We start from the raw sequence: 22,481 nt of genomic DNA on the forward strand, positions 1-22,481 counted from the left end.
GAAATTGAAGATCGACATGTCGCGAGATCGCAGGAGCCTGCCTCCACGCCTGCGGTCTCCGCGGCATGCCCGCATGTCCACCCCCGATCCACTCCGACCGGGGAAACCGCGCTTCCCAGCAGCCCGATGGACTGAACTCCGTACTAATCAAGGCTGAAACGACGAGATCCCGGTCAGACGGTGACCGTCTAACCGGGATCTCGCGAACAGTTCGTGGGCTAACCCGCGAACGGCCCCTTTGTGGACCTGTGGGGATTTGAACCCCAGACCCCCTCGATGCGAACGAGGTGCGCTACCAGACTGCGCCACAGGCCCTTGCGACGTGTGAAACATTAGCATCCCCTCGCGGGTGCTCCAAAACCGGTTTCGGGGAGCGTCCGCGCAGTCCGCGCAGGTCATCGATCACTCGTTCGCGGCGCGCGGCCGCTCGTCGCCCTCGTACTGGTCGAACAGCGGCGTGCGGGACGCGTCGCGGGCGCGCGGCGGGCGCGCGGCGGGCTGCGCGCGTAGGCGCGGCTCCGTCGGCTCGGCCGTGCTGGAGCGGGCGGCGCTCCACGGGTCCGGGGTGGCCGGGCCGGTGGCGCGCGGGGCGACCGGGGCCGTCACGTACGTGGGCAGCGGGACCGGGACGGGCTCCCAGCTGTCACCGCGGGCGGGGCCGCGCTCGCGTTCGCGCTGCTGGTCCACCCACTCCGCGTGGTCGGTCTGCTCGACCAGGGCGCGCCGGCCGGCCTCCTGCGGGGAGACGGGTGGCGCGGGGTCCGGGTCGGAGCCGGCCGCGGCGGCGTCTTCGGAGGCACGGCGGCGGGGGCGGTTCTCGCGGAGCCGGCGGGCGGCCGCTTCGGCGCGCCGCCGGTCCATGGTGAACTCGTAGCGCCGCCGCTCCTGGACGCGCAGGTGCACGATGTAGGTGCTCAGCAGCAGGGCGGGGACGGCCGGGGCCCACAGGTACCGCAGTCCGCCGACGGCGGCGACGACCGCGCCGAGGGTGAAGATCAGGAAGAGCAGCGCGGTGGTGCGCCGGCGGCGGGCCAGGACGACCAGGCGCTGCTCGCGGCGGGCCCGCTCGGCGCGGTCCGCCCGCTCCGAGGCGGCCGATCTCGGCTCCGCGCGGGTGGGCGGGGGCACGACGACGGCCCGGACGTCGTCGACGTCCGCGGAGTTCACCGTTTCCGTCGCTGCGTCCGGGTCCGCGGGGGGCTGGTGTCCCGCCTCCTCGTCACCGCGCTCACGCAGTCCCTTGGCGTAACGGCGCTCCATTCCCGCCCGGCCGGAAAGCAGCCGGATGGCGGTGGAGAAGCGTTCCGTCGGACGGGCTTCGTTCAGCTCGTCCTGCCTCCGGAGCCACATGGGCACCAAGTAGGCGGCCCAGGCCCCGACAATGACTGCGTAGATGAGGCCGCTGCTGCTCACACCCCACACCGTAGAGGTGCGCGGGCAGGCGGATCCGCCAATTGGGACGGCGTGTCGCATGATCTCGCTGATATCACGGACTTTTTTTGTGATTCTTCGGATCAGGTTATGGGCGAATCGGTCACCGGACGAAAGAATTCGAACAGATATCGGATTCCTATTGTCCGGGCGACGCGGGCGACGCGGGCCCCGGCGACGCGGGCCCGTGCGGGTGGCGCTCCCGGTGCCAGCGGTGCAGCAGCCCCTCCCGCACCTCCTCCACCGTCAGCGCGTAAACGAGGTGATCGCGCCACGCGCCGTCGATGTGCAGATATCGCGGCCGCAGCCCTTCCTCTCGGAATCCGAGCTTTTCCGCCACCCGGCGGCTCGGGCCGTTCTCCGGGCGAATGCACACCTCGATCCGGTGCAGGCCGACCTTCGTGAAGCAGTGGTCCACCGCCAGGGCCACCGCGGTCGGCATCACCCCGCGGCCCGCCACCTCGCGGTCCACCCAGTAGCCGACGTGGCCCGCGCACATCGAGCCCCAGGTGATCCCGGCGACCGTCAACTGGCCCACCAGGCGCCCCTCGTACTCGATGACGAAGGGCAGCATGCGCCCCCCGTTCGCCTCGGCCCGCAGGTGGCGGACCATCTGGCGGTACGTCGGCCGCTGGATCACCGGCCCCCAGGGCGCGGGCGGCGGGATCGTGGCCTCCCACGGCCGCAGCCAGTCCCGGTTGCGCCGGTTGACCTCGCGCCAGGCGGCCTGGTCCCGCAGCTTTATCGGCCGGAGCGTGACATCGCCGTCCGCGAGCACCACCGGCCAGGAGGGGCCGTTCAGCTCTCGCTCCCTGTGCTTCTGCCGGGGGGCGCGGGGTGGTCGCCGCCCCGGATCTGGTCGACGGCGTGGAGCAGGACGCGGGACAGGACCGCGATCCCGTCGCGCACCCCGCCCGTCGAACCGGGCAGGTTCACGATCAGGGTGCGGCCGGCCACTCCGGCCAGCCCCCGCGACAGCGCCGCGGTCGGCACCTTCGCCAGGGACTCGGCGCGGATGGCCTGCGGGATGCCCGGGATCTCGTAGTCCAGCACCCGCGCGGTGACGTCCGGGGTCCGGTCGGTCGGTGAGATGCCGGTGCCGCCGGTGGTGAGGATGACGTCGTAGCCGGCGGCCACGCCCTCGCGCAGGGCCGCCTCGACGGGGTCCCCGTCGGGCACCACCCGCGGGCCGTCCACGGCGAAGCCGAGGGCGCGCAGACCGTCGGCGAGCACCGGGCCGCCCCTGTCCGCGTAGACGCCCTTCGAGGCCCGGTTCGAGGCCGTGACCACCAGCGCGCGCGGCGCGGGAGCCGACTCCGGCGTCACGGGGCCGGCCTCCTGGGAAGGGGCAGGGGCGTGGGCGTGGCTGTGGACCTCGCCGCCGCGCGGGGCGTTCACGAACGCGCCCAGTCGCCGGACTTGCCGCCCGTCTTCTGCTCGACCCGCACGTCCGTGATGACCGCGCCCTTGTCTACGGCCTTCACCATGTCGATGACGGTGAGCCCGGCGACCGCGACGGCGGTCAGCGCCTCCATCTCGACGCCCGTGCGGTCGGCGGTCTTGACGGTGGCGAGGATCTCGACGGCGTCGTCGGTGACCTTCAGGTCGACCTTCACGCCGGAGACGGCCAGCGGGTGGCACAGCGGGATCAGGTCGGGGGTCTTCTTCGCGCCCATGATCCCGGCGATCCGCGCGGTGGCGAGCGCGTCCCCCTTGGGGACGCCCTCGCCGCGCAGCAGCTCGATCACCCGGGGGGAGACGAGCACGCGCCCACTGGCCCGCGCCGTCCGGGTGGTGACGTCCTTCTCGGAGACGTCGACCATCCGGGCCGCGCCGGCCTCGTCGATGTGCGTCAGCCTGGTGCCTGCGGCGCCGCCGGCGCTGCTCTGCGTACTCATATCTGCGTGCCGCTCCCGTCCGGGCCCCGCAAGGGCCTGTGTGGTGCAACACGCTACCCGCATCCGCGGGACCTCAGCCGAGCAGGACCACTTCCAGCTCGGACCCGGGCTCCACCGAGGTGACGTCCTCCGGTACGACCATCAGCGAGTCGGCGTGCGCCAGCGCGGCGATCAGGTGGGAGCCCGATCCGCCGACCGGGCTGACCGTGCCGCTCTGGGCGTCGTACTTGCCGCGCAGGAACTGGCGGCGGCCCGCCGGCGAGCCGATCGCCTTGTCTGCCTCGAACACCGCGCGCACGCTCGGCCGGCTGACCTCGGAGGCGGGCAGGCCCATCAGGGCGCGGATGGCGGGGCGCACGAACAGCTCGAAGGAGACGTAGGAGGACACCGGGTTGCCGGGCAGGGCCAGCAGCGGGGTGTGGTCGGGGCCGATGGTGCCGAAGCCCTGGGGCTTGCCGGGCTGCATGGCGAGCTTGCGGAAGTCGATGCCCGCGCCGTCCACGCCCTCGTCCCCGGTGGACAGGTCCGTGAGGGCTTCCTTGACCACGTCGTACGCGCCGACGCTGACCCCGCCCGTGGTCACCAGGAGGTCGGCCCGGATGAGCTGGTCCTCGATGGTGGAGCGCAGGGTGTCGGCGTCGTCGGCGACGGCGCCGACCCGGTAGGCGATGGCTCCGGCGTCCCGCGCGGCGGCCGCCAGCGCGAAGCTGTTGGAGTCGTAGATCGTGCCGGCCGTCAGCGCCTCGCCGGGCTGGACCAGTTCGCTGCCGGTGGACATGACGACGACGCGGGGGCGCGGGCGCACCCGCACGGTGCCCCGGCCGATGGCCGCGAGCAGTGCGATCTGCGGCGGGCCCAGGACGGTGCCCGCGGCGAGCGCGAGGTCCCCGGCCTGTACGTCGCTTCCGCGCGAGCGGACGTGCGCGCGGGCCTCGGCGGCGCGGTGGACGCGCACCTCGCCCTCGGCGCCCTCGGGCGACTCGCTGGCCGGGGTCATCCCCGAGGCCGCGCCGCCGCCGGTGCCGCCGTCGGTCCACTCGACCGGTACCACGGCTTCGGCGCCGGGCGGCAGCGGGGCGCCGGTCATGATGCGGGCGGCCTGGCCGGGGCCGACGGTCGGCAGCTCACCGCTGCCGGCCGCCACGTCCCCGATGACCGTCAGCACCGCGGGGAACTCCTCGCTCGCGCCCTGCACGTCGGCGGTCCGGACGGCGTAGCCGTCCATCGAGCTGTTGTCGAAGGGCGGCAGGGCGACGGGCACGGTGACGTCCTCGACCAGGACACAGCCCTGGGCGTCCAGCAGCTGGAGCTCGATGGGCTCCAGCGGCCTGACGGTGGCGAGGACGTCCGCGAGGTGCTCGTCCACCGACCAGAGACGCTGGGGGTCGCCGGCCGGTCGAGGATCCTGCGGTGCGTCGGGCTTGCTCAAGGTGCTACATCTCCTCCGTGACGTAACGGTGAAGCCAGGTGCGGAACTCCGGGCCCAGGTCCTCACGCTCGCACGCGAGCCGGACGATGGCCCGCAGGTAGTCCCCGCGGTCTCCGGTGTCATAGCGGCGGCCCCGGAAGACCACGCCGTGCACCGGGCCGCCCACGGTCTCGTCGGCGGCGAGCTTCTGCAGGGCGTCGGTGAGCTGGATCTCCCCGCCGCGGCCCGGCTCGGTCTCCCGCAGTATGCCGAAGACGGCGGGGTTCAGGACATAGCGGCCGATCACCGCGAAGTTGCTGGGCGCGTCCGCCGCGTCCGGCTTCTCGACGAGACCGGTGATGCGGACCACGTTCGCGTCGTCGGTGGCCTCGATGGCGGCGCAGCCGTACAGGTGCACCTGGGAGGGGTCGACCTCCATGAGCGCGACGACGCTGCCGCCGGTGCGCTGCTGGATCTCGCACATCTGGCGCAGGAGCGGGTCGCGCGGGTCGATGAGGTCGTCGCCGAGGAGGACGGCGAAGGGCTCGTTGCCGACGTGCGGCTCGGCGCAGAGCACGGCGTGGCCGAGGCCTCGCGGGTCGCCCTGGCGGACGTAGTGCATGGTGGCCAGGTCGCTGGATTCCTGGACCTTCTTCAGCCGGTCGTCGTCGCCCTTGGCGATGAGCGCCGACTCCAGCTCGTAGTTGCGGTCGAAGTGGTCTTCGAGCGCACGCTTGTTACGACCCGTGATCATGAGAACGTCGTCGAGTCCGGCCGACACGGCCTCTTCGACCACGTATTGGATGGCCGGCTTGTCCACAACCGGGAGCATTTCCTTGGGTGTCGCCTTGGTTGCAGGAAGGAAGCGAGTACCAAGGCCCGCGGCCGGAATGACGGCCTTCTTGATCACGGGGTGCAACTGAGTCATGAGCCGAACAATAGTCGGTCTCAGATGGCCTCCACGCGAGGTTCAGGTGAATATGTTCAAATTTGCACTATCAGAGAGGGAGTCCAGCCACCCGTGGTAGCGAACCGGCCTCCGCAGGCCAAGACGGCACTGCGCCGCGAACTCCTCGCCGCCCGCCGCGCCTTGTCCCCGGACGTCCTGCGCGAGCGCGCCCGCGCGCTCTCCCGGTCCGCCCTGGAACTGCCCGAACTGTCCGGTTCCCGCACGGTGGCCGCGTACGTCTCGATCGGCTCCGAACCCGGCACGCGTGAACTGCTCGACGCGCTGCGGGCGTCCGGGAAGCGGGTGCTGCTGCCCGTCCTGCTGCCCGACAACGACCTCGACTGGGCGGCGTACGAGGGCCCCGGGAGCCTGGCCGAGGCCGCGCACCCGGGGAAGATGAAGCTCCTGGAGCCCGCCGGCCCGCGCCTGGGCCCGGACGCGGTGTCCGAGGCGGACGCCGTGCTGCTGCCCGGGCTCGCCGTGGACCGGCGCGGGATGCGGCTGGGCCGGGGCGGAGGCTCGTACGACCGGGTGCTGGAGCGGCTGGAGCGCGCCGGGGCGCATCCCGCGCTCGTGGTGCTCCTCTACGACCACGAGGTGGTCGCGCGGGTCCCGGAGGAGCCGCACGACCACCCCGTGCGGGCGGTGGCCACCCCGTCGGGGGTGGTGCGCTTCTGAGCCGGCCGGGGCCCTGCCCTAAGGCGTCAGCTTCAGGGTGTCGACCGTGGCCCGGTCCACGGCGTCCTTGCCGAAGGGCCAGTCCAGCAGCTCGCCCTTGGCCCACATCGTCGTCTGGTCGGTGTAGTGGTCGTGGTACGCGTGCCCCGAGGCGCCCGTGAGGTTGATCCAGCGGGACTTGTCGAGGTCGCCGAGGTTCACGACCATCCGCATCGACGGCACCCAGGTGACCCCGTACCCGCTGGAGGCGTTCCAGCCGGTCGCGTTGACGGTGGCCTCGCCGCCGCCCAGGTTCCAGGGGCCGCGGTTGAGGAGCCACTGCAGGTAGCCCGGGCCCTCGGTGCCGATCGTCTGGTTCTTCAGCATCAGCTGGTGCAGCCGGCCCCAGCTCCAGGTCGACTGGTCCTTGCCGAGCTTGGCGGTCAGCTCCCAGCGGGCGTCCTTCATGGCCCGGGCGAAGAGCTCGTCGCGGCTGGTGGTGGCCGCGACGGTGCGGCTGGTGGACGGCGCCTTCCACCAGTCGGACTTCTCGTCCTTGACCAGGCGGCGGACCACCTCGAACCAGCGGTCGCCGCCGTCGGGCTGCGCCGAGTCCGCGTCGCGCGTACCGCACTCGCGGACCATCTTGGCGAGGTCGTCGGCCGGTCCCGTCGTCTGCTCGGGGACGTTCATGCAGCTGCCCTCGACGCGCAGCTCCTTGGGCATCTTGTCGCCGAAGGCCAGCTTGAGGATGTTGCGCCAGACCGCGTTGAAGTACGCGGCCGCCGCCGAGTCCGGCTCCTGGGTGTAGTTCCAGCCCTCGAGCAGCTTCTGCGCGGAGCGGACGTCCGGGTCCGAGACGTCGATCTTGGCGAGCAGCGGGGTCAGCAGCGCGGCGATCTCGCTGCTGTTGTCCATCTGCATGGTGCGCATGTCATCGGTGGAGATCTTCCCGCCGTCCTTGGTCTTCGCCTCGATGAGGTCGTTGATCCGCTGGCTGCGGGCTCCGTAGCCCCAGTCGGTGGTCAGCAGGGTCGGGTACTTGCCGGGGCTGTTCTCCACGACCGCCTGGTTCGCGGTCACGATGAAACCGCGCGCCGGGTTGTAGTCGTAGGGCATCTCGTCCTGCGGGACCCAGCCCGCGGCCGAGTCCTTGGAGCCCTTCCAGGCGTACTTCGAGTCCCAGCCCGGGGCCGGCATGCGGCCGTCACCGGTGGTGCGGACCGGGATGCGGCCCGGGGCCTGGTAGCCGATGTTGCCGTTGGCGCCCTTGCTGTCGGCGTAGATCAGGTTCTGCGACGGGACCTCGAAGTCGCGGGCCGCGTTGCGGAAGTCGGCGAAGGTCTTGGCGCGGTCGAGCTTGAAGACGGCGTCCATCGACTTGCCCGGGTCCAGCGCGGTCCAGCGCAGCGCGACGCCGTAGCCGTTGCCGCGGTCGGGGGCGGAGCTGGCGACGGGGGCGCGCGCGCCGACGGAGGTGATCTCGTCGCTGCGGTCGGAGATCAGCGGACCGTTGTTGGTGCTCCGGACCGTGATCTTCTTCTCGCCGCCGCCGGCGATCTTGATGACCTCCTCGCGGGTGGCGAAGGGGAGCACCTTGTTGTCGTAGACGTAGCCCTCGGGCTTGACCTGCTCCAGGTAGAGGTCGGTGACGTCGGCGCCGAGGTTGGTCATGCCCCAGGCGATGTCGGCGTTGTGCCCGATGACCACGCCCGGCATGCCGGAGAAGGTGAAGCCGGCCACGTCGAACTGGCACGAGGCCGAGACCGTCCGGCAGTGCAGGCCCATCTGGTACCAGACCGAGGGCAGCTGCGGGGACAGGTGCGGGTCGTTCGCGAGCAGCGGCTTGCCGGTCGTCGTGTACTGGCCCGAGACGACCCAGGAGTTCGAGCCGATGCCGCTGCCGGCGGGGCCGAGGATCGCGGGGATCTGGTCGAGGGTGTCGGCCAGCGCGGTGAGCGAGGTGCGCAGGCCCACGGTCGCGCCCTGGGCGGTGGCGTTGCCGGCCAGCCCGGTCGGCGAGTCGGCGGCGCCGGTCCGCGCGGAGGCCTGGGAGCCGTTGGCGGAGGCCTGCGAGCCGTTGGCCGCGCTCGGGCCGCCGGAGCCCGGGGAGCCCACGGGGCTGCCGGAGCCCGCGGCCTGGGGGGTGTACTTCCCGCCCTTGACCGAGCCGCCCTCGACGATCGGCCTGTTCCGGTCGAAGGGGTACGGCGGGTAGAGGTCGTCGATCTGCGCCTGCGAGAGCTTGCCCGTCATCAGCGCGCGGTCGATCTCGTCCTGCATGTTGCCGCGCAGGTCCCACGCCATCGCCTTGAGCCAGGCCACCGAGTCGACCGGGGTCCACTGCTCGGGCTGGTAGTCGTCGTTGAGCTTGAGGGCGGCGTGTTCGACGGAGAGGTCCTTGCCGGACTTCCCCTTCAGGTACGCGTTGACCCCGTCGGCGTAGGCCTGCAGGTACTTCTTCGTCTCCGGGGAGAGCTTGGTGTCGTACTCCTGCTGCGCGACCTGGCGCCAGCCCAGCGTGCGCAGGAAGGCGTCGGTCTCGACCTGGCCGGCGCCGAACATCTCCGAGAGCCGCCCGGAGGTCATGTGGCGGCGTACGTCCATCTCCCAGAACCGGTCCTGCGCGTGCACGAAGCCCTGCGCGCGGAAGAGGTCGTCGTCGGAGTCGGCGTACAGCTGGGGGATTCCGCTGGCGTCGCGCTTGACGTCCACGGTCCCGGTCAGGCCGGGCACCTTGAGGGAGCCGGTGGTCTGGGGGAAGGAGGCGCGCACGCTGTCCACGCTCCAGTACGCCCCGTACCCGAGGCCCGCGACGAGCGCCAGGACCAGGACGAGCACGATCAGACGGGCGCGTCGTCCCTTCTTCTTGACGGAAGGAGCGGTTTCGTTGGCGGGCATCGCTGTCCTTAGAGGGGCAGGGTGGTCCTGGGAGTACTGGGAGCAACCATAGGCGCAGGACCGGGTTCGTTGATCCGCCAGGGGTCGAGGTCATGAGGACAGAGCCCCGCAGGCGTTTCACAATGTGGCTACCGAGTAAAGGGCGCGTCAAAGATTAGGTAAGGTAACGAAGTACTTGCCGTCCGTGCCCGAGCCGGAACGATCCGACCGTCCGACGCCCGTCGTTCCGTCATCGCCAGGCACGTCGAGGAAAGGGCCGCCCGCTGACCGTCCACACGCTCAATGAGCTCCTGCTGGTCTGCTCGCTCGTTCTGCTCGTCGCCGTGGCGGCGGTACGCGTCTCTTCGCGCAGCGGACTCCCCAGCCTGCTCATTTACCTCGGCATAGGCATCGCGATAGGCCAGGACGGCATCGGCAACGTCGTATTCGACAACGCCGAGCTGACCCAGGTGATCGGCTATGCCGCGCTCGTGGTGATCCTCGCCGAGGGTGGTCTGGGCACGAAGTGGAAAGAGGTCAAGCCGGCCCTGCCGGCCGCGATCGTGCTCTCGCTGGTCGGCGTCGCCGTCAGCGTGGGCGTGACCGCCGCCGGCGCGCACTACCTGGTCGGCCTCGAATGGCGCCAGGCCCTGCTGATCGGCGCGGTCGTCTCCTCGACCGACGCGGCGGCCGTCTTCTCGGTGCTGCGCAAGGTCCCGCTGCCCTCCCGGATCACGGGTGTCCTGGAGGCCGAGTCCGGCTTCAACGACGCACCCGTCGTCATCCTGGTCGTGGCCTTCGCGACCGTCGGACCGGTCGACGACTGGTACGTCCTCATAGGCAAGATCGCCCTCGAGCTGGCGATCGGCGTCGCGATCGGCCTGACCGTGGGCTTCCTCGGCTCCTACGGGCTGCGGCACGTGGCCCTGCCCGCCTCCGGCCTCTACCCGATCGCGGTCATGGCGATCGCCATCACGGCGTACGCGGCCGGCGCGATGGCGCACGGCTCCGGCTTCCTCGCGGTGTACCTGGCGGCGATGGTCCTCGGCAACGCGAAGCTGCCGCACTGGCCGGCCACCCGCGGGTTCGCGGACGGGCTCGGCTGGATCGCCCAGATCGGCATGTTCGTCCTGCTCGGCCTGCTGGTGACCCCGCACGAACTGGTCCACGACTTCTGGCCGGCCGTCATCATCGGGCTGGTGCTGACCATGGTGGCGCGACCCCTGGAGGTCTTCGTCTCGCTGCTGCCCTTCCGGCTTCCCTGGCAGGAGCAGGCCCTGATGTCGTGGGCCGGCCTGCGCGGCGCGGTGCCCATCATCCTGGCGACCATCCCGATGGTGTCCGGGATCGAGGGCAGCGAGCGCGTCTTCAACATCGTCTTCGTACTGGTCGTCGTCTACACCCTGGTGCAGGGCCCGACCCTGCCGTGGCTCGCGCGCAAGCTGAAGCTGGGCGACAGCGACGAGACCGCCTCCGACCTGGGGATCGAGTCGGCGCCGCTGGAGAAGCTGCGCGGACACCTGCTGTCCTTCGCGATCCCGCCCGCCTCGCGGATGCACGGCGTCGAGGTGAGCGAGCTCCGGCTGCCGCCGGGGGCCTCCGTCACGCTGGTCGTCCGGGACGCGAAGAGCTTCGTACCGGCGCCGTCGACCGTGCTGCGGCGCGGGGACGAGCTGCTGGTGGTGGCCACGGATCCGGTGCGGGACGCGGCGGAGGCGCGGCTGCGGGCGGTGGCCCGGGGCGGAAAGCTGGCGGGGTGGCTGGGGACCGGCGGAGAGCCGCCGGCCCGGTAGCCGGGCGGAGGGTTTCCACCGGTACCGCGAGTTAGAGCGGCGCTCTAATTAGCCCATTTTCGATGCCGTATGCCCGCATTCACCCGAGTTTGAGTGGGACCTGAATGCGAAGTTCCAGTTAATCGCAGGTGAAGACACGCCCTGTAGCCCTAATCACAGGGCGCAATAGGCACTCCGCCTGTATGATTAAGGGACACCACATCGAACCAACTCTGCCTGACGCAGAGCTGGCGCGACCGCAAAGCGGCCGTGGCACCCTCCCGCAGTGGGCGCCCAGGTATCACTCGGTTCTGCGCAAGAGGACAGCTCTCGGGGCTCCCACATGTACGGGTGCGACCGCTCACAAGGCGGTGCATCGTCCGCAGACGGGGAGTTCTACCAGGCAGCGGAAAGGCCAGGCCGTGACATCCGCGGTCACGACCGACAACTCCGCCCGCCCCGGCTACGGGCAGCTCCTGCGCACGCCCGGCGCCCTCGGCTTCGTTCTCCCGGGATTCGCCGCACGGCTCCCCTTCGGCATGCTGACGATCAGCATCCTGCTGCTCGTCCAGCACACCACCGGCTCCTACGGCAGCGCCGGCATCGTCGCCGCCGTCACCGGTATCTCCATGGCCGTGTTCGCTCCCGTCATGGGCAAGCTCATCGACCGCCACGGCCAGAGCGCCGTGCTGGTCCCGGCGGCCCTCACGCACGCCACCGCCGTCAGCTCCCTGGTGGCGTTCGCGCTGCTGGGCGCGCCCGTCTGGGCGCTCGCACTGGCGGCCGTCCCCGCCGGTGCATCCGTCCCGCAGGTCGGGCCCATGGTCCGGTCCCGCTGGGCGGCCAAGCTTGAAGGCTCCCCGCTGCTGCCGACGGCCGCGGCGTTCGAGTCCGTCACCGACGAGTTCACCTTCGTCGTCGGCCCGGTGCTCGCCACCGCGCTGTGCACCGGCATCAACCCGGCGGCCGGTCTGGTCACCGAGGCCGCGCTGACCCTGATCGGCGGCCTGCTCTTCGCCGCCCAGCGCGCCACGCAGCCGAAGCCCGTCGCCCGTCCGGCGCACGGCGAGAAGCGCGCCTCGGCCCTGTCGTTCCACGGCCTGCGCGTCCTGATCGTCGCGTTCATCGGCATCGGCGCCGTCTTCGGCGGCATGCAGGTCTCGCTCGCCGCCTTCTCCGAGGAGATCGGCAACCCCGGCGCCAACGGCCTGCTCTACGGCGTCTTCGCCGCGGGCAACATGATCGCCGGTGTCGCCTGCGGTGCGATCGCCTGGAAGATCGGCCCCCGCCGCCGCCTGCTCCTCGGCTACATCGGCCTCACCGCGGCCGCCTCGGTCCTGTGGGCCGCCGACTCGATGATCCTGCTCGGCGCGCTCGGCCTGGTCGTCGGCCTGTGCATCGCCCCCGCCCTGATCACCGGCTACACCATGATCGAGCAGCTGATCCCGGCCACCTCGCGGACCGAGGCCTTCACCTGGCTCACCGGAGCGGTCGCCTTCGGGCAGGCCGGCGCCGTGACCCTGGCCGGCCGTCTGACGGACGCGCACGGGTCCTCGTACGGCTTCCTCGTGCCGCTGGTGGCCACCGTGCTCGCGCTGGCCATCCTGCTGGCGCTGCGTGCGAAGCTGGCCCCGAAGGCCCCGAGCCGGATCGTCAGCTCGTCCAAGCCGGCCTCCTCGGCCACCTCCGCGGCACCCGCCGCGGGTGTGAACGAGCGTGGTCTGGGTCACCGCGTGCCTGTGACGGTGGACTGATCCGCCGGAATACGTCACCATGGAGCGTCGTTAGCACTCATTGAGTGAGAGTGCCAGGAGGAAATTCGTGCCGACCTACCAGTACCAGTGCACCGAGTGCGGTGAGGGCCTTGAGGCCGTGCAGAAGTTCACCGATGACGCGCTGACCGTGTGCCCGAGCTGTGACGGACGCCTGAAGAAGGTGTTCTCCGCGGTCGGCATCGTCTTCAAGGGATCCGGTTTCTACCGGAACGACAGCCGTGGCGCCTCGTCGAGCAGCACGCCTGCCTCGAAGCCCGCGTCGGCGCCCGCCGCCGCCCCGGCCGCGTCGACGTCGTCGTCCTCTTCTTCGACGTCCTCGTCGTCGTCTTCATCTTCATCTTCGTCGTCGTCGTCGTCGAGCAGCTCGGCCGCCTGACCCGACCGACAGCTCCACCGAAGGCCCTGCCGTCCTTGCCGACGGCGGGGCCTTCGGCATGCCCGGTTAGGGTGGGCCGCATGGCGAACGCAGAGATCGGTGTCATCGGCGGATCGGGTTTCTACTCCTTCCTGGAGGACGTGACCGAGGTCCAGGTCCAGACGCCCTACGGACCCCCCAGCGACTCCCTGTACCTGGGCGAGCTCGCGGGCCGGACCGTGGCGTTCCTGCCGCGGCACGGCCGGAGCCACACGGTTCCCCCGCACAAGATCAACTACCGGGCCAACCTGTGGGCCCTGCGCTCCGTCGGCGTCCGCCAGGTGCTGGGCCCGTGCGCCGTCGGCGGCCTGCGCCCCGAATACGGCCCGGGCACGCTGCTCGTCCCCGACCAGCTGGTCGACCGTACGAAGTCCCGCGCGCAGACCTTCTTCGACGGCGAGGCCCTGCCCGACGGATCGGTGCCGAACGTCGTGCACACCACCTTTGCCGACCCGTACTGCCCGGTGGGCCGCTCGGTGGCGCTGGCGGCGGCGCGCGGGCGGGAGTGGGAGCCGGTGGACGGCGGCACGATGGTCGTCATCGAGGGGCCGCGCTTCTCGACCCGGGCGGAGTCCCGGTGGCACGCGGCGGCCGGCTGGTCGGTCGTCGGCATGACCGGGCACCCGGAAGCGGTCCTCGCGCGCGAGCTGGGGCTCTGCTACACCTCGATGGCGCTGGTCACGGACCTCGACGCGGGCGCCGAGACGGGCGAGGGGGTCTCCCACACGGAGGTCCTGAAGGTCTTCGGCGAGAACGTCGGCCGGCTCCGCGAGGTCCTCTTCGACGCGGTGGCCGCCCTGCCGCCGACCGCGTCGCGCGCCTGCCTGTGCACGCACGCGCACGACGGCTGGGACCTGGGCATCGAGCTGCCTTAGGTGCGGGGCCCGGCTGACCCGATGATCGCCCACCTGGACTTCGGCGATCTCGCGGACGCGGCCGGGGCCGATCCGCAGGGCGTCTTCCGGGGCTTAGGGGGTGTCTGGTGGACTGACGCGCGCCGGCCGCGGACCCCGGTGGGATCCCGGGACCGCACCGCCCCGGAAACTGGCGGGATGGACACCACCGCGGACCACCGGATCATCGTCGCCCTCGACTTCGACGGCCGCGCCGGCGCCGAGGCCCTCGTGGGACGCCTCGGGGACGCCTGCGGCTCCTACAAGGTCGGCCTGGAGCTCCTGACCGCCGCCGGACCGGAGCTCGTGCGCGAGCTGGTCGGGCGGGGTCACGAGGTGTTCCTCGACCTGAAGCTCTTCGAGATCCCGAACTCCGTCGCGGGCGCCGTCCGCGCCGCCGGAGCGCTGGGCGCCTCCATGGTGACCGTGCACTCCATGGGCGGTACGGGGATCATGGCGGCGGCGGTGGAGGCGGCGCGGGACTTCCCGGGGCTGCGGGTGCTCGCGCTGACGGTGGTCACGAGCATGACCGGGAGCGACCTCGCCGACATCGGCATCGGCGCGGACCCCGACGAGCAGGTGCTGCGGCTGGCCCGGCTGGCGGCGGAGGCCGGGTGCGACGGGGTGATCGCGTCACCCCGGGAAGCAGGGCCGCTGCGGGCCCTGTTGGGGCACGGTCCGCTGATCGTCACGCCGGGTGTGACGCTGCCGGATGTGACGCTGCCGGGTGGGACCCCGCCGGATGGTGTGCCGGCGGGCGGTGGGCCGCCCGGCGGTGGGCTCGCGGGCGGGGAGGCGGGCGGGCACGCCCGCGTCGGGAGTGCGCGGGCGGCCTTCGGGGCCGGGGCCTCGCACATCGTCGTGGGCCGCTCGGTGACGCGGGCCCTGGATCCGCTGGACGCGCTGCGGCGGATCTCCGCGGATCTCGACCGGCGGCACACCCCCTGAGGGTGACGGCGATATCCACAGGCTGGGGATCGTCCACAGGGCTGAGCGGGAGTCGGCGGGGCGGTGGATCGTGAGGGGTGTCCGGGCGCTGGGTCCGGGCATCCGATCCCTCTGCGTCCGGTGGTGGCCGTCATGACCGCGAAGTCCCGTATCCCTTCCCTCCCTTCCCTCCCTTCACCCCACAACCACATCCACACCCCCGTCCCGGCCCGCCCCTCCCCCGCCGCCAGTTCTCCGCTCACCTCCGCGTCGGGCCTCACGGGCGCTCGCGCAGATCTCGACGCGGCCGTCGGCGATCTCCGGGACCTCCAGGGCGAACAGCTTCTTCACCAGGTTCGGGTGGGTGCGCGACAGGGTCACGGACGGACCGCGGACGCCCTTCGCCACCCGCACGACGTACGCCTTGAGGCGCCCCCCGTGCGGCGCCGGACGTCCCCCCGCACCACCGGTCGGTGCGGCGCACCGCCGGTCAGCGTGCTGCCGCGCCGCTCAGCGTGCTGCCGCGCTGAGCTCCCGGTACCACTTCGCGAGGAACGCCAGCAGGAACAGCGCGGCGATGACGCCCATCCCGGCGTACGCCCAGCGGAACAGCCCCGCGCCGCCGAGCACCAGGAACACCATGCAGAAGACCCCGTAGTCCACGGGGAGCAGCGCCACCGCCCGCAGCGCCGACGGCTCGGCGGCGGGGCCGCCCGGGGCGGCCTTCGGCTTGAGCTTCTCGGTCAGCAGGCCTCCGAAGAAGGTCACGACGGAGGCGAACTGGAAGGCCAGCGGCACCAGCAGCCAGCCGTCCCGGCCCGTCCCGTACTCCTCGGGGAAGCGGTAGAAGGCGATCAGCACGCAGGAGTGCAGCGAGGTGAGCTTGGCGGCGTCCACGACGTGGTCCAGCCACTCGCCCGCCGCGCTGCCGCCGCCGCGCAGCCGGGCAAGCTGCCCGTCGGCGGAGTCGAACGCGAAGCCGACGGCGAGCGCCGCCCACACCGCGGCCCCCAGCCCCCACGAGGGAGCGGCCAGCGCGACGGCGGCCGCGCCGGCGAAGCTCAGGGCGGCGCTGATCAGGGTCACCTGGTTCGGGGTGAGCCCGAGCGCGTACGACCCGGCGGCCAGCAGCCGCCCCACGGGCCGGTTGACGTACCGCGAATAGAGGGACACCCCCTTCGCCGGCTTCTGCGCCCCGCGCAGCTCCCGCAGAGCGGTTCCCACACTCGCCATCGACACAACCCCTCGAACATCCGTCATGCGCTTGTGCGTACGAAGGGCACATCATCGCAGGACGTCCGAGACCTCCGGCCCGGGCCCCTCAGCCCACGACCTTCAGCAGCAGCACCGCGCGGGCCGGGACCGTCAGGGCCTCGCCCCCGCGGTGACGGGTGGCCGGGGCCCGCGCCTGGTCCTCCCGGGAGGTGTCCAGGACCAGCTCGTAGGAGGCCGCCCACGGCGCCCCCGGAAGCGACCACTCCACCGGCCCGTCCCCGGAGTGCAGCAGCGCCAGGAAGCTGTCGTCCGTCACCTGCCGCCCCCGCTCGTCCCGGCCCGGGATGTCCCGCCCCGACAGGTACAGCCCCACCGCGGCTGCCGGGGCGTACCAGTCCCGCTCGGTCATCTCCGCCCCCGCCGGGGTGAACCAGGCCAGGTCCCGCAGCCCGTCCGCCGCCTGCGAGCTCCCCGAGAAGAAGGCCCGCCGCCGCAGCACCGGATGGCTCCGGCGCAGCGTCAGCAGCCGCCGGGCCAGCGCCAGCAGCTCCTGCCAGGACGGATCCTCCAGCAGCGACCAGTCCACCCAGCTCGTCTCGTTGTCCTGGCAGTACGCGTTGTTGTTGCCGCCCTGCGTCCGGCCGAACTCGTCGCCCGCCACCAGCATCGGCACGCCGGTCGACAGCAGCAGCGTGGTCAGCATGTTGCGCAGCTGGCGCCGGCGCAGCGCCGCGATCCGCGGGTCCGCGCCCTCGGGCGGCTCGCCCTCGACCCCGCAGTTCCACGACCGGTTGTCGTTGGTCCCGTCCCGGCCGGCCTCGCCGTTCTCCTCGTTGTGCTTGGACTCGTAGGAGACCAGGTCGCGCAGGGTGAACCCGTCGTGCGCGGTGATGAAGTTGACCGAGGCGTACGGCCGCCGCCCGCCCCACGCGTACAGGTCGCTGGAGCCCGACAGCCGGTACCCGAGGTCCCGTACGTCGGGCAGCGCGCCCCGCCAGAAGTCCCGCACGGAGTCCCGGTAGCGGTCGTTCCACTCGGTCCACAGCGGCGGGAAGGCCCCGACCTGGTAGCCGCCCGAGCCCACGTCCCAGGGCTCGGCGATCAGCTTCACCCGCCGCAGCACCGGGTCCTGGGCGATCACCGCGAGGAACGGCGACAGCATGTCCACGTCGTGCATCGAGCGGGCCAGCGCCGCCGCCAGGTCGAAGCGGAAACCGTCCACCCCCATCTCCGTCACCCAGTACCGCAGCGAGTCGGTGATCAGGCGCAGCACGTGCGGGCGCCCGGCGTGCAGGGTGTTCCCGCAGCCCGTGTAGTCCGCGTACCGGCGCTGGTCCGACTGGAGCCGGTAGTACGCGCGGTTGTCGATCCCGCGCAGCGACAGCGTCGGGCCCAGCTCGCCGGCCTCCGCCGTGTGGTTGTAGACCACGTCGAGGATGACCTCGATCCCGGCCGCGTGCAGCGCCTTGACCATCCGCTTGAACTCGCCGACCTGCTGGCCGGCCGTACCGCTCGACGAGTAGGCCGCGTGCGGGGCGAAGTAGCCGATCGAGTTGTAGCCCCAGTAGTTGCGCAGGCCCCGGCGCAGCAGGTGGTCCTCGTGGGCGAACTGATGGACCGGCAGCAGTTCCACCGCCGTCACCCCCAGCCCGGTCAGGTGCTCGATCGCCGCCGGGTGCGCGAGGCCCGCGTACGTGCCGCGCAGGTGCTCGGGGATGCCCGGATGGCGCATCGTGAAGCCGCGCACGTGCAGTTCGTAGATGACCGAGTCGGCCCACGGGGTCTTCGGCCGGACGTCGTCCGCCCAGTCGTCGTCATCGTGGACCACCACCCCCTTGGGGACGTGCGGCGCCGAGTCGCGGTCGTCGCGCACGGTGTCCGCGATGTACTGCTGCGGCCAGTCGCGGACGTGCCCGTACACCTCCGGCGGCAGGGTGAACTCCCCGTCCACGGCCCGCGCGTACGGGTCCAGGAGCAGCTTCGCCGGGTTGTAGCGGGCCCCCGTCCAGGGGTCCCAGCGCCCGTGCACCCGAAATCCGTACCGCTGGCCGGGGCGCACGCCCGGCAGGAACCCGTGCCAGATCTCGTGGGTCAGCTCCGTCAGGGTGCACCGGGTCTCGGTCCCGTCCGCGGCGAAGAGGCACACCTCCACCCCCTCCGCGCCCTGTGCCCACAGCGCGAAGTTGGTCCCGAACGTGCCGTCCGGACCCTGGTGGAACCGGGCGCCCAGGGGATGCGAGGACCCGGGCCACACCGGTGGTCCCGGACGGGTCCGCGCCCGTACGGCATGGCTTCTGAGCAGCCCGGCGACCTGGCCGCCGAGCTGTGCGTCCAGCTGCGCGTCCCCCGGCGCGCCCGGTCGTCCGTTCCCGTCCGGGTGCCCGACCGGGCACCCGTCGGCGGGCGGCAGCGGGGCGGCCGGCCGGCCGCTCCGCACCTCGCCCGCCAGGGCTTCCACCGTCTCTTGCTCGGCTGCGCTCGACACTGCCCGCCTCCACGGCTCTCGGTACCGGCAGGGGTGGGAAAGTGCGGCCCCGGCGTCCCGGCCCGGGCCCGCCCCCGTCTGGTCCTTCCCACTGTTCTGCCCGGACTGTTCTGCCTGGAACTCGAGCCGCGCCCACGTTTCCCCCGGAGGGGCCCGGTCGTTGGTGGAACGTGACTCTTCTGACGAGGCGGGCAGGGGCGGGCTTGGCGGCCGTGGCGGCATGGGCGGGCCTCCTCGGAGGCCTGTCCGGATGCACCGGTGACGGCGGCTCCCCGATCGAGATCCAGCTGCCCGGCAAGCCCCGGTCACCGGACGAGGCGATCCGGATCACCCCGGACGACAACGCCAAGGGCGTGCCGGCCGAGGGTCCTTTGACGATCACCGTGCCCGAGGGCCGCCTCGAACGCGTCGTGGTCACCAAGGTGGAGGACGCCCAGGAGGCGGAGGTCCCCGGGGCCATCGCCGTCGACGGGCTCAGCTGGAGCCCCGACCCGGCCGCCGGGCGGCTCGCGCTCGCGGCCAAGTACACCGTCGACGCGGTCGCGCTCGACGGGCACAACCGCCGCCAGGCCCGGCACACCACCTTCACCACCTATGTTCCCGAGGAGCGCTTCATCGGCTACTTCAAGCCGGAGAACCGCTCCACCGTCGGCACCGGAATGATCATCTCCTTCGGCTTCAACCGGTCGATCGAACGCCGCGCCGATGTGGAGCGGGCCATCACCATCACCTCCGACCCGGCCGTGGAGGTGGCGGGCCACTGGTTCGGCGACGAGCGCCTCGATTTCCGGCCCAAGGCGTACTGGAAGCCCGGCACCGAGGTCACCGTCAAGATGAGCCTGCGGGACGTGGAGGGCGCGCCCGGCTCGTACGGCATCCAGGACAAGACCCTTCGCTTCACCGTCGGCCGCTCCCAGATCTCCACCGTCGACGCGGCCGCGCACACCATGGAGGTCCGGCGCGACGGCGAGCTGCTGTCCACCGTCCCGATCACCGCCGGGGCACCGAAGAACACCACGTACAACGGCAAGATGGTGGTGATGGAGCTCTTCGACGTCACCCGGATGAACGGGCAGACCGTCGGGTTCGGCGGCGAGTACGACATCCCCGACGTCCCGCACGCCATGCGCCTGACCCGCTCCGGGACCTTCCTGCACGGCAACTACTGGGCCAGCCCCGACACCTTCGGCTCCACCAACGCCAGCCACGGCTGCATCGGGCTGCGCGACAACAAGGGCGGCGGCTCGGACACCCCGGCCGGCTGGTTCTTCGACCGGACCCTGGTCGGGGACGTGGTCGAGGTCGTGAACTCGCAGGACAAGACGGTGGCTCCGGACAACGGGCTGGGCGGCTGGAACATGTCCTGGCCCGCGTGGGTCGCCGGCTCCGCCGTCGGCTGACGAGCCGTCGGCCGGTCGGCCGGTCGAGCAGTCGAGTGATTGTCATACCGGTTTGACGTAGTGCGGGAGTGTCGCTTCGTCCGCCGCGCCGAAACCCGGCCCCAGCCTGTACGGGCAGCAGTGCGGGCAGGTCGGAAGGCAACGGACGGAGCGGCATGTCAGCAAGGAAGTGGACCCTCGGGCCCTTGGGTCTCGCCCTGGGGGCCGTACTGGCCGCAGGTGCCCCCGCGGCCCTGGCGGCGCCGCCCGCCCCGGGCGGCGGCGGGCAGCCGCAGGCCCGGCAGGCCGCGGCCCTGCGGGCCCCGCTGCCGGGCGGACTCGGCCCCTGCATCGGGTCCCTGTGCCCCGACCCGTTCCCGGCGATCGAGGTCGACACCGAGGCCAACGGCTACGACGAGGCCGTCAACATCTTCGTCGGCGCCGACTTCCTGGTCCGCGAGCGCGCCGCCGAGGCCGAGGGCAAGGTCGTCGTCCTCGGCAGCTTCGACCAGAACAAGAACCTGGCGACGGGGGTCGGGGCCGGGTACAACATCGGCATCGTCGGCGCGGGCTCCCTCGTGCGGCCCCCGGCCGGCTCGGACTTCCTCACCACGGGCCGCGACGTGAACATCGCGGTCGGCCAGCGGCTGATCTCCGACGGCGGCGTGGTCCGCCACGCGGGCTCCGCCCCCGGTCCCGGCACCGTCACCGGCCCCCTGGTGGCCGACCTGAACGCGGCCGCCCCGTACGCCGCCCTGCGCGACGAGCTCACCTCCGCCAGCCGCTGCTACGCCCGGGTCGACGGGGCGCCGCGCACGGCGACGGGCACCGTCGTCAACCGGGACGGCACCACCGTCTTCACCGGGGACGGCACGTCCGAGCTCCAGGTCTTCAACGTGGAATTCGACATGGTCGGCCCGACCCGCGGCGCCATCGGCATCCGCTTCGACCGGATCCCCGCCGAGGCCACCGTCCTGGTCAACGTCCTGGGCGCCAGCCGTACGCTCAACACCTACAGCGGCACCATCAACGACATCGGGCCCTCCGCCGACCCGTGGAACGGCTACCGCACCCGGCTCCTGTGGAACTTCCCGGACGCCACGGCGGTCAACCTGACGGGCAGCGGCCAGTTCCAGGGCAGTGTGCTCGTCGGCGAGCAGACCTCGCGCACCGTCCTCACCCTGCCCGGCACCAACGGCCGCTTCTTCACCACCGGCGAGCTCGTCCACACCAGCGGCACGGGCGGCGGCCAGGAACTGCACGCCTACCCCTTCAACGGCAGCCTGCCGGACTGCGGTGGCGACGTCCCGGCCACGGGTGCGGTCTCCGTCCTCAAGCAGGACGGCGCGGACGCGCCGCTGGCCGGAGCCACGTACGAGCTGTGGCAGGAGACGAACGGCACCGACGGAGCCCAGGTCACCGACACCGACGGCGACACCAAGATCGCCGACTGCGTGACCCCGGCGAGCGGCATCTGCACCCGCACCGTCCCGTTCGGCACGTACTACTGGCGCGAGACGAAGGCGCCGGACGGATACGAGCTCGCCCCCAGCCCCGTCGCCGAGCTGACGCTGACCGCGCAGAACGCCACCGCCGGCGTACGCGTCCGCATGAGCAACGAGAGGATCCCCGAGATCGCCCGGGTGCTGCTGCGCAAGTCCGACGAGGACGGCGGGGCGCCGCTGCCCGGCGCGGTCTTCGAGCTGTGGCGCGAGGCCAACGGCACCACGGGCCTGCAGCCCGGCGGAGAGCGGCCCGACGAGAGGCGCCCCGAGACCTGCACGACGAACGCGCAGGGCAGCTGCACGGTCGGGCTCCCGGCGGGGGAGCGGTACTACTGGCGGGAGACGCAGGCGCCGGCCGGCTACGACCTGCCCGCGAACCCGGTCACCCCGTTCGACCTCGGGGCCGGTGACGTGCAGACGGGCGTCGTCGTCGACGTCACCAACGCCAAGCGCGTGGAGCCCGACCACTCCGGGACGATCAAGGTCCTGAAGAAGGACGCGAAGACCAAGCGCCCGCTGCGCGGAGCCGTCTTCGAGGTGTGGCGGGAGACCAACGACACCAGGGGCCTCCAGACGCGCGGCATCAACCCCGACCGCAAGGTGTCGGCGGGCTGCGCGACCGACCGGACCGGGGTCTGCGAGTTCCCGAGGCTGCCGGAGGGCTGGTACTACGTGGTCGAGACGGCCGTCCCCGAGGGCTACGTCCTCCCGCCGAACCGGGTCACCGGTCCGCTCCACCTGGACGCGACGACCCCGGACCACCGCCTGGTGGTCACCCTGCAGAACAAGCGCGACGACCACGGCAAGGGCAAGGGCAAGGGCCCGAAGCCGCGTCCGACCGCCGGCTGACGACCGGCTGACCACCGCCCGACCGGTCACCGCGGCCGGCCCG

17 protein-coding genes, 1 tRNA gene and 1 pseudogene are annotated in these 22,481 nt (G+C 72.1%); 8 read left to right on the forward strand and 11 right to left on the reverse strand.

The features are described from left to right. Positions 1–241 precede the first annotated feature (241 nt). From DRB89_RS23670 to galU, 7 genes are all read right to left on the reverse strand, one after another. Positions 242–315, reverse strand: a tRNA-Ala gene (locus DRB89_RS23670). 87 nt (positions 316–402) lie between these two features. Continuing rightward, positions 403–1,413 (reverse strand): hypothetical protein, encoded by a 1,011-nt coding sequence (locus DRB89_RS23675; protein ID WP_112450357.1) that lies wholly within the window; start codon positions 1,411–1,413, stop codon positions 403–405. Positions 1,414–1,570: 157 nt separating this feature from the next. Then, positions 1,571–2,212: a GNAT family protein gene (locus DRB89_RS23680; protein ID WP_239516300.1), complete on the reverse strand. Its 642-nt coding sequence runs from the start codon at positions 2,210–2,212 to the stop codon at positions 1,571–1,573. A gap of 17 nt (positions 2,213–2,229) precedes the next feature. Beyond that, on the reverse strand, positions 2,230–2,757 hold the full coding sequence (locus tag DRB89_RS23685) for a MogA/MoaB family molybdenum cofactor biosynthesis protein (protein ID WP_239516301.1): 528 nt from the start codon (positions 2,755–2,757) through the stop codon (positions 2,230–2,232). Between the two features lie 68 nt (positions 2,758–2,825). Further along, on the reverse strand, positions 2,826–3,329 hold the full coding sequence (gene moaC, locus DRB89_RS23690) for a cyclic pyranopterin monophosphate synthase MoaC (protein WP_112450355.1): 504 nt from the start codon (positions 3,327–3,329) through the stop codon (positions 2,826–2,828). A 73-nt stretch (positions 3,330–3,402) separates the two neighbouring features. Next, on the reverse strand, positions 3,403–4,758 hold the full coding sequence (gene glp / locus DRB89_RS23695) for a gephyrin-like molybdotransferase Glp (RefSeq protein WP_112450354.1): 1,356 nt from the start codon (positions 4,756–4,758) through the stop codon (positions 3,403–3,405). Positions 4,759–4,762: 4 nt separating this feature from the next. Next, the gene (galU, locus tag DRB89_RS23700; RefSeq protein WP_112450353.1) at positions 4,763–5,665 is read right to left on the reverse strand and encodes a UTP--glucose-1-phosphate uridylyltransferase GalU; all 903 of its coding nucleotides are present in this window, start codon (positions 5,663–5,665) and stop codon (positions 4,763–4,765) included. 93 nt (positions 5,666–5,758) lie between these two features. Between galU and DRB89_RS23705 the strand changes: the two genes are divergently transcribed. Continuing rightward, positions 5,759–6,364 (forward strand): 5-formyltetrahydrofolate cyclo-ligase, encoded by a 606-nt coding sequence (locus DRB89_RS23705; RefSeq protein WP_112450352.1) that lies wholly within the window; start codon positions 5,759–5,761, stop codon positions 6,362–6,364. 18 nt (positions 6,365–6,382) lie between these two features. Here DRB89_RS23705 and DRB89_RS23710 read toward each other — a convergent pair whose 3' ends face one another. Then, the gene (locus tag DRB89_RS23710; protein WP_112450351.1) at positions 6,383–9,244 is read right to left on the reverse strand and encodes a penicillin acylase family protein; all 2,862 of its coding nucleotides are present in this window, start codon (positions 9,242–9,244) and stop codon (positions 6,383–6,385) included. 263 nt (positions 9,245–9,507) lie between these two features. On the opposite strand from DRB89_RS23710, the gene DRB89_RS23715 reads away from it, so the two are divergent. The 5 genes from DRB89_RS23715 (at position 9,508) to pyrF (ending at position 15,026) form a co-directional block, all read left to right on the forward strand. Beyond that, positions 9,508–11,016: a potassium/proton antiporter gene (locus DRB89_RS23715; protein WP_112450350.1), complete on the forward strand. Its 1,509-nt coding sequence runs from the start codon at positions 9,508–9,510 to the stop codon at positions 11,014–11,016. Positions 11,017–11,417: 401 nt separating this feature from the next. Further along, positions 11,418–12,749: an MFS transporter gene (locus DRB89_RS23720; RefSeq protein WP_112450349.1), complete on the forward strand. Its 1,332-nt coding sequence runs from the start codon at positions 11,418–11,420 to the stop codon at positions 12,747–12,749. A 67-nt stretch (positions 12,750–12,816) separates the two neighbouring features. After that, a complete protein-coding gene (locus DRB89_RS23725; RefSeq protein ID WP_112450348.1) occupies positions 12,817–13,146 on the forward strand; it encodes an FmdB family zinc ribbon protein in 330 nt (109 codons plus the stop codon). An 80-nt stretch (positions 13,147–13,226) separates the two neighbouring features. Continuing rightward, positions 13,227–14,060: an S-methyl-5'-thioadenosine phosphorylase gene (locus DRB89_RS23730; protein ID WP_112450347.1), complete on the forward strand. Its 834-nt coding sequence runs from the start codon at positions 13,227–13,229 to the stop codon at positions 14,058–14,060. A 177-nt stretch (positions 14,061–14,237) separates the two neighbouring features. Further along, the gene (pyrF, locus tag DRB89_RS23735) at positions 14,238–15,026 is read left to right on the forward strand and encodes an orotidine-5'-phosphate decarboxylase (protein WP_112463883.1); all 789 of its coding nucleotides are present in this window, start codon (positions 14,238–14,240) and stop codon (positions 15,024–15,026) included. A 252-nt stretch (positions 15,027–15,278) separates the two neighbouring features. Here the strand turns inward: pyrF and DRB89_RS23740 are convergent. The 3 genes and pseudogenes from DRB89_RS23740 to glgX form a co-directional block, all read right to left on the reverse strand. Further along, positions 15,279–15,449: pseudogene (locus tag DRB89_RS23740) on the reverse strand (transcription termination/antitermination protein NusA); the annotation flags it as partial. A gap of 66 nt (positions 15,450–15,515) precedes the next feature. Further along, positions 15,516–16,238 (reverse strand): CDP-alcohol phosphatidyltransferase family protein, encoded by a 723-nt coding sequence (locus DRB89_RS23745; RefSeq protein ID WP_112453531.1) that lies wholly within the window; start codon positions 16,236–16,238, stop codon positions 15,516–15,518. A gap of 88 nt (positions 16,239–16,326) precedes the next feature. Next, positions 16,327–18,522: a glycogen debranching protein GlgX gene (gene glgX, locus DRB89_RS23750; protein ID WP_239516843.1), complete on the reverse strand. Its 2,196-nt coding sequence runs from the start codon at positions 18,520–18,522 to the stop codon at positions 16,327–16,329. A gap of 386 nt (positions 18,523–18,908) precedes the next feature. Between glgX and DRB89_RS23755 the strand changes: the two genes are divergently transcribed. Together DRB89_RS23755 and DRB89_RS23760 are read left to right on the forward strand one after the other, a co-directional pair. Next, positions 18,909–20,105, forward strand: a complete 1,197-nt coding sequence (locus DRB89_RS23755) for an Ig-like domain-containing protein (protein WP_239516302.1) — start codon at positions 18,909–18,911, stop codon at positions 20,103–20,105. A 155-nt stretch (positions 20,106–20,260) separates the two neighbouring features. Then, positions 20,261–22,438: a choice-of-anchor A family protein gene (locus DRB89_RS23760; protein WP_112449460.1), complete on the forward strand. Its 2,178-nt coding sequence runs from the start codon at positions 20,261–20,263 to the stop codon at positions 22,436–22,438. Positions 22,439–22,481 lie beyond the last annotated feature (43 nt).

The sequence above is a fragment of the Streptomyces sp. ICC4 genome (assembly GCF_003287915.1).
GTDB classification, from domain to species: Bacteria; Actinomycetota; Actinomycetes; order Streptomycetales; family Streptomycetaceae; genus Streptomyces; species Streptomyces tritrimontium.

Excerpts from the sequence above, each read along its gene's own strand:
- moaC (WP_112450355.1), bottom strand. The coding sequence starts at position 3,329 with ATGAGTACGCAGAGCAGCGCCGGCGGCGCCGCAGGCACCAGGCTGACG.
- galU (WP_112450353.1), bottom strand. The coding sequence starts at position 5,665 with ATGACTCAGTTGCACCCCGTGATCAAGAAGGCCGTCATTCCGGCCGCG.
- DRB89_RS23710 (WP_112450351.1), bottom strand. The coding sequence starts at position 9,244 with ATGCCCGCCAACGAAACCGCTCCTTCCGTCAAGAAGAAGGGACGACGC.
- DRB89_RS23730 (WP_112450347.1), top strand. The coding sequence starts at position 13,227 with ATGGCGAACGCAGAGATCGGTGTCATCGGCGGATCGGGTTTCTACTCC.
- pyrF (WP_112463883.1), top strand. The coding sequence starts at position 14,238 with ATGGACACCACCGCGGACCACCGGATCATCGTCGCCCTCGACTTCGAC.
- DRB89_RS23745 (WP_112453531.1), bottom strand. The coding sequence starts at position 16,238 with ATGGCGAGTGTGGGAACCGCTCTGCGGGAGCTGCGCGGGGCGCAGAAG.
- DRB89_RS23760 (WP_112449460.1), top strand. The coding sequence starts at position 20,261 with ATGTCAGCAAGGAAGTGGACCCTCGGGCCCTTGGGTCTCGCCCTGGGG.